Source organism: Pedobacter sp., from assembly GCF_035317785.1.
GTDB lineage: Bacteria > Bacteroidota > Bacteroidia > Sphingobacteriales > Sphingobacteriaceae > Pedobacter.
The window spans coordinates 1-4,866 of the sequence record NZ_DATHGC010000119.1 but is presented as its reverse complement, the minus strand read 5'-3'; the positions used below and the strand labels follow the sequence as shown (position 1 = coordinate 4,866).

Annotated in this window: 2 protein-coding genes; both read left to right on the top strand. The window is 47.8% G+C overall.

Going from position 1 to position 4,866, the window contains the following annotated elements; translation table 11 throughout:
• Window positions 1-3,063: TonB-dependent receptor (locus VK541_RS07190; protein WP_324368374.1), on the top strand; the 3,063-nt coding region annotated here is incomplete at its 5' end.
• Window positions 3,064-3,081: 18 nt separating this feature from the next.
• On the top strand, window positions 3,082-4,866 hold a 1,785-nt coding region (locus tag VK541_RS07185), incomplete at its 3' end, for a RagB/SusD family nutrient uptake outer membrane protein (protein ID WP_324368372.1).

Below are 4,866 nucleotides of genomic sequence, written 5' to 3'. Positions count from 1 at the left end.
ACCATCAGCGGAAAGATCACTGACCAAAATGGGACTCCTGTTCCGGGAGTTACCGTTCAATTGAAAGGTGCCTCAGCAGGGCAGGTCGCTGATGTGCTCGGAAATTATTCCATTACCATAAACGATCCACAGAGTGACAGACTGATATTTTCAATGCTGGGCTTTGCCACGGTTGAACTGTCTGTTTCTTCCGGCACAGTGTTCGATGTGAAACTTCAGGAAGACAACACGCAGCTCAATGAGGTGGTCGTTGTCGGCTACGGTACACAAAGGAGAAAGGACCTGACCGGTTCCGTTGCTTCTGTGAAGGGTGAGGCCTTTAAGAATCAACCCATTACCAATGCCACCGAAGCCTTGCAGGGCAGGATTGCCGGTGTCAATATTGTCAAAAATTCAGGGGCTCCTGATGCTTCGCCGACCATCATCATCCGCGGGGTTTCGTCACTGAACCAGCCAAATCCATTGTATATTGTCGATGGAGTAAGGGTTACAGACATCAGCAACATCAATATTCAGGATATTGAATCCATGGATGTGTTGAAGGATGCCGCATCAGCTTCGATTTATGGCGCTGCTGCTGCCGGAGGAGTCGTACTGGTGACCACCAGGAAAGGAGCTTCTGCAGCACCACAGTTCAATTACAATTACCGCTATGGAGTAACGACGCCGAAAGTAGGAGAGCTGCTGGATAAAGATGGCTACATCAGACTTCAGAACATCATCAACCCGGGAAGGTTTACCAATGCGACAAAGCTGGACACACTGGCCAACACGGACTGGATCGATGAGACGTTTAACAACGCCAATGAGCAGAACCACAATATTTCCTTCAGCGGCGCCGCGCCGGTTGTCGACTACCTCGTATCCGGTTTCTACAACAAACAGGAGGGAGTCGCCCGCAAGAATTTCTCCAATATAGGGGGCGGAAGACTGAATACAAACTTTAAGATCGGCAACTGGCTTAAGTTTGGTGAACAACTGTCCATGTCGCGCAGGAGCACTTCAAACCCTCAGAATGTAGGTATCGAGGCACAGCTGCACAACGCGCCTTTCCGTACCATCCCGATCATTCCGGTGTTCAATAAAGACGGCTCATACGGGACCGCGCCAGCAGGCTATGGCTTCTCATTTGCCGGAACCCATCCGGTCGGAGCGATCGATAACGCCAGCGTAGAGAACTTCAAAAATAATTTCCAGGGCAATGTTTACGCAGAAGTAAAGCTGCCTTTGGACCTGACACTCAGGAGCAGCGTGGGTTATACTTTTTATGATGAAACGCAAAATTATTTTCAGAATGCCTTTGCCATCGGAGGTGTAGGCGCCGGTAAAAATTCACTCAGCAAATTGGCCATAGAAAGCCAGTCATTGCTGACCAATTATATCCTGACCTACAACAAGTCAATCAGCAAGCACAACATCAATGCAGTAGCAGGTTACGAACAGATCACAGGCAGGTACAACGATTCCAATGTAACCTCAACAGATATTTCTGCTGAAGCCGGAAGAGAATATTCGCTGATCCCCACCGCAAGCACGACTTATTACGTGACAGGCAGGAAAGACAATAACGCTTTGGTCAAGTCTGTTTTTGGCCGTCTGAACTACAATTACAACAGCAAATACTACTTTTCTGCTTCCATACGTGAGGATGCCAACTTTACGGTTTTTGGTCCTAAAAAACAAAGAGGAGTATTTCCTTCAGTTTCAGCAGCCTGGAACCTTTCTGAAGAATCGTTTTTCAAATCGGCCTTACCGGCTGTCAATAGCCTTAAGCTGAGAGCAAGTTATGGAGAGCTCGGCAACAGCAATATCGGTACATATTCCTTCCTTTCCTTGTACCAGCCTTTCTATAGCCTGGGCAACGGAAGTGCCGGAGGTGCCAACTTCGCACCCGGAGGTACCATTATACCTGGTGTCATGTACAGCGGCATACCCAATCCAAATTTGCACTGGGAGACTGTTAAGGAAACCAACATCGGCTTGGACGGTGAACTGCTAAGCAGCAAAGTCTATTTCAGCCTGGAATATTACAACAAAGCTACCAGTGACATGCTTTATGCCCTGCCTTTGACACCGAGCGCCGGTATTTCGGGAAGCTACCTGACCAATATTGGTTCAGTAAGCAATAAAGGTATTGAGGTGATGCTGGGCTACAGGACCAAAGTCAGTGATTTCGGCTTTGACATCAATGTCACCGGAGGCTGGAATAAAAACGAGGTGACCAAACTCAGCTCAGAAACGACGTCTGAACTACTGGATGGCTATAATTATTACAATAACGGTGATGTTGCTTTCCAGATGATGCCCAACCAGACCATTACCGCTACACGCAAAGGCGAGGCATTCGGGTCGTTTTATGGATACAAAGTACTCGGCATCTTCCAGAACGACACTGACGCAGCCAAACAAAAAGTCGGAGGTATCGCTGCCCGGGCGGGCGACCTGCAGTTTCAGGACCTGACCGGAGATGGGGACATCACCGATAAGGACCGGCAGATCATTGGCAATCCTAATCCTAAATTGGTTTACGGTGCAAATATTCGCCTGAACTTTAAAGGCTTTGATGTCGGAATGCTGTTCAACGGAGTAGCCGGCGTTGATCTCTTCAACGGAGTTAAGGCTTACGAAATGCGTCCTTTTGCCGATGGCAATGCCTCGCCAAAGGTTTGGGGGGCCTCCTTCCTTAATGGAAATGGTCTCACTAAACAACCAAGGCTCGGAGTGGTCAATCAAAACGGAAGTTTTACACTTGATCCAAATGGGAACTATTCGTCGGTGAACAGTTATTTTGTGGAAAGCGGTGATTACCTCAAACTCAAGAACCTGCAAATCGGGTATACTTTCTCTAATGAACTGACCAGGAAGATCAAGGTAAAAAGCGCAAGAATATTTGTAATGGGCAATAACATCTTTACCATCACAAATTATAGCGGACTGGATCCCGAGCTTGGCGCTTCGTTTTCCCCTTCCGGATATGCCGGTGTTACCTCCAGGGGAATTGATGTCGTAAGCCAATACCCGCAGACACGTATTTATTCGTTTGGAGTTGACCTGAATTTTTAACCTGATAAAACAAGCAAAATGAACAAATCTATATATACATTGCTGCTGGCCATCTTATTTATGGCCGGATGCAAAAAGGACCCTGATTCAGTAAGTCCTTCCGATAAAGCCCCGGCCGGATTTTTTCCGAAGAGCTTAAATGACCTCAATACCATTTTGAACCCAGCCTATGGCAATTTAAAAAGTATCGGCCTATATGGTTTCGAGCTGATGCCCAAAGCACTGGAAAATTCTGTCCATGCCGGTGATGCCAATTACAATGGAGACGGGGCATGGAATGAAATGACGGCCAATAACCTGAGTCCGACTAATGGCAAATCACAAAATGCCTGGACCGCCTTGTATGCTGGTGCAGGTGCTTGCGGCATTACGCTCGAAGCTGCTGATTTCTTTGAGAAAAATTATGCCACAGCCGGCCAAAAAGCAGACATCGATGCCATAAAGGGTCAGGCAAAATTTATGCGTGCCTTCTATTATTTTCAATTAGAAACTTTGTTTGGAGAAGCTTACATCAAGGCAGCCGGTATCAACGAAAACAAAATGGGTGTCCCGGTATACAGGGAGGTCCCTAAAAACATAGACGACACACAAAAGCCACGGGCCACAACAAAAGAAGTATGGGATTTTATTAAGGCCGATCTTAAGGACGCAGCCGTTCTGCTCGACAACAAGGTATGGCCGGCTTCAGAAGTGGGAAGAGCAACTGAGTGGTCAGCCAAAGCGCTCCTGGTCAAAGCTTATGTGTTTACAGAAGATTGGGCGAACGCAAAAACCACACTGCTGGACGTGATCAGCAACAGCGGTAAAACACTGATGCCATTTGCCAAATATAAAGATGCCTTCAATGGCAACACGGCCAACGAATTTAACGAAGAATCCTTGTTTGAACTGAACGTAGACGGCGACAACAAGGGCAATTACGGTCCATGGGGAAACAGTCCAAACGCGACAACCCTCAACGGGGTGATCTGGTCGCCTTATATATTAAGCCTGACGGGTACAGAAACAGGCTCCCGTCCACTTGGTTATGGCGGAAACCTGGGCGTTCATGACAAGAATATTACCCGTTTTGGATATCCTCTGGGCTATTACACACTGGTCAATAACCCTGATTTTGACAACAGTAAACCGGCCAGTTTTACCAATCCGGCAAAGGTGATGGATCCCGCCTACAAAGCACAGGCACAAGCCGTAAGGACCAATAAAACTGCGGACCCGCGTCTCTATGTCAGCCTGGTACAGCCATGGCTGGATGTATTGAACATCAACTGGGAGAACGGCGCTTTTCAAAATGTTCCGGTTTCTAAACCCGATTACCTGGCCACTGAACCCAACACCTATGGCTGGGGATTCAGGAAGTACGCCGCCATCGACTATCACCTCAATATGGTCAACTACGACAAATGGAACTGGTATTTCCTTCGCATGGCTGATGTTTACCTGCTGTATGCTGAGGCCAGCATTGGCGCGGGCGACGCGGCCACAGGTCTTGAATACATCAACAAAGTAAGGCGCAGGGCCTATGACCTGCCTATAAATACAGCTTCTGTAAGGGATTATGCCTCATTGAGTGCCAAAACTCCGGCCATCAATGATCCGGTACTGGGCAATAATCCCCTGCGCTATGAACGCTGGGCAGAGTTCTTTCATGAAGGACACTGGTGGTTTGACGTTTGCAGGTGGCGCTTAGGGCCTCAGGAAGCTGCATTTTACGGAAGAGCGAGGAATTTGAGCACTCCATTGTCATTCAACGAAGGCAAAAGCTATTCATGGCCTATCCCTCTGACCGAATTCAATGCCAAT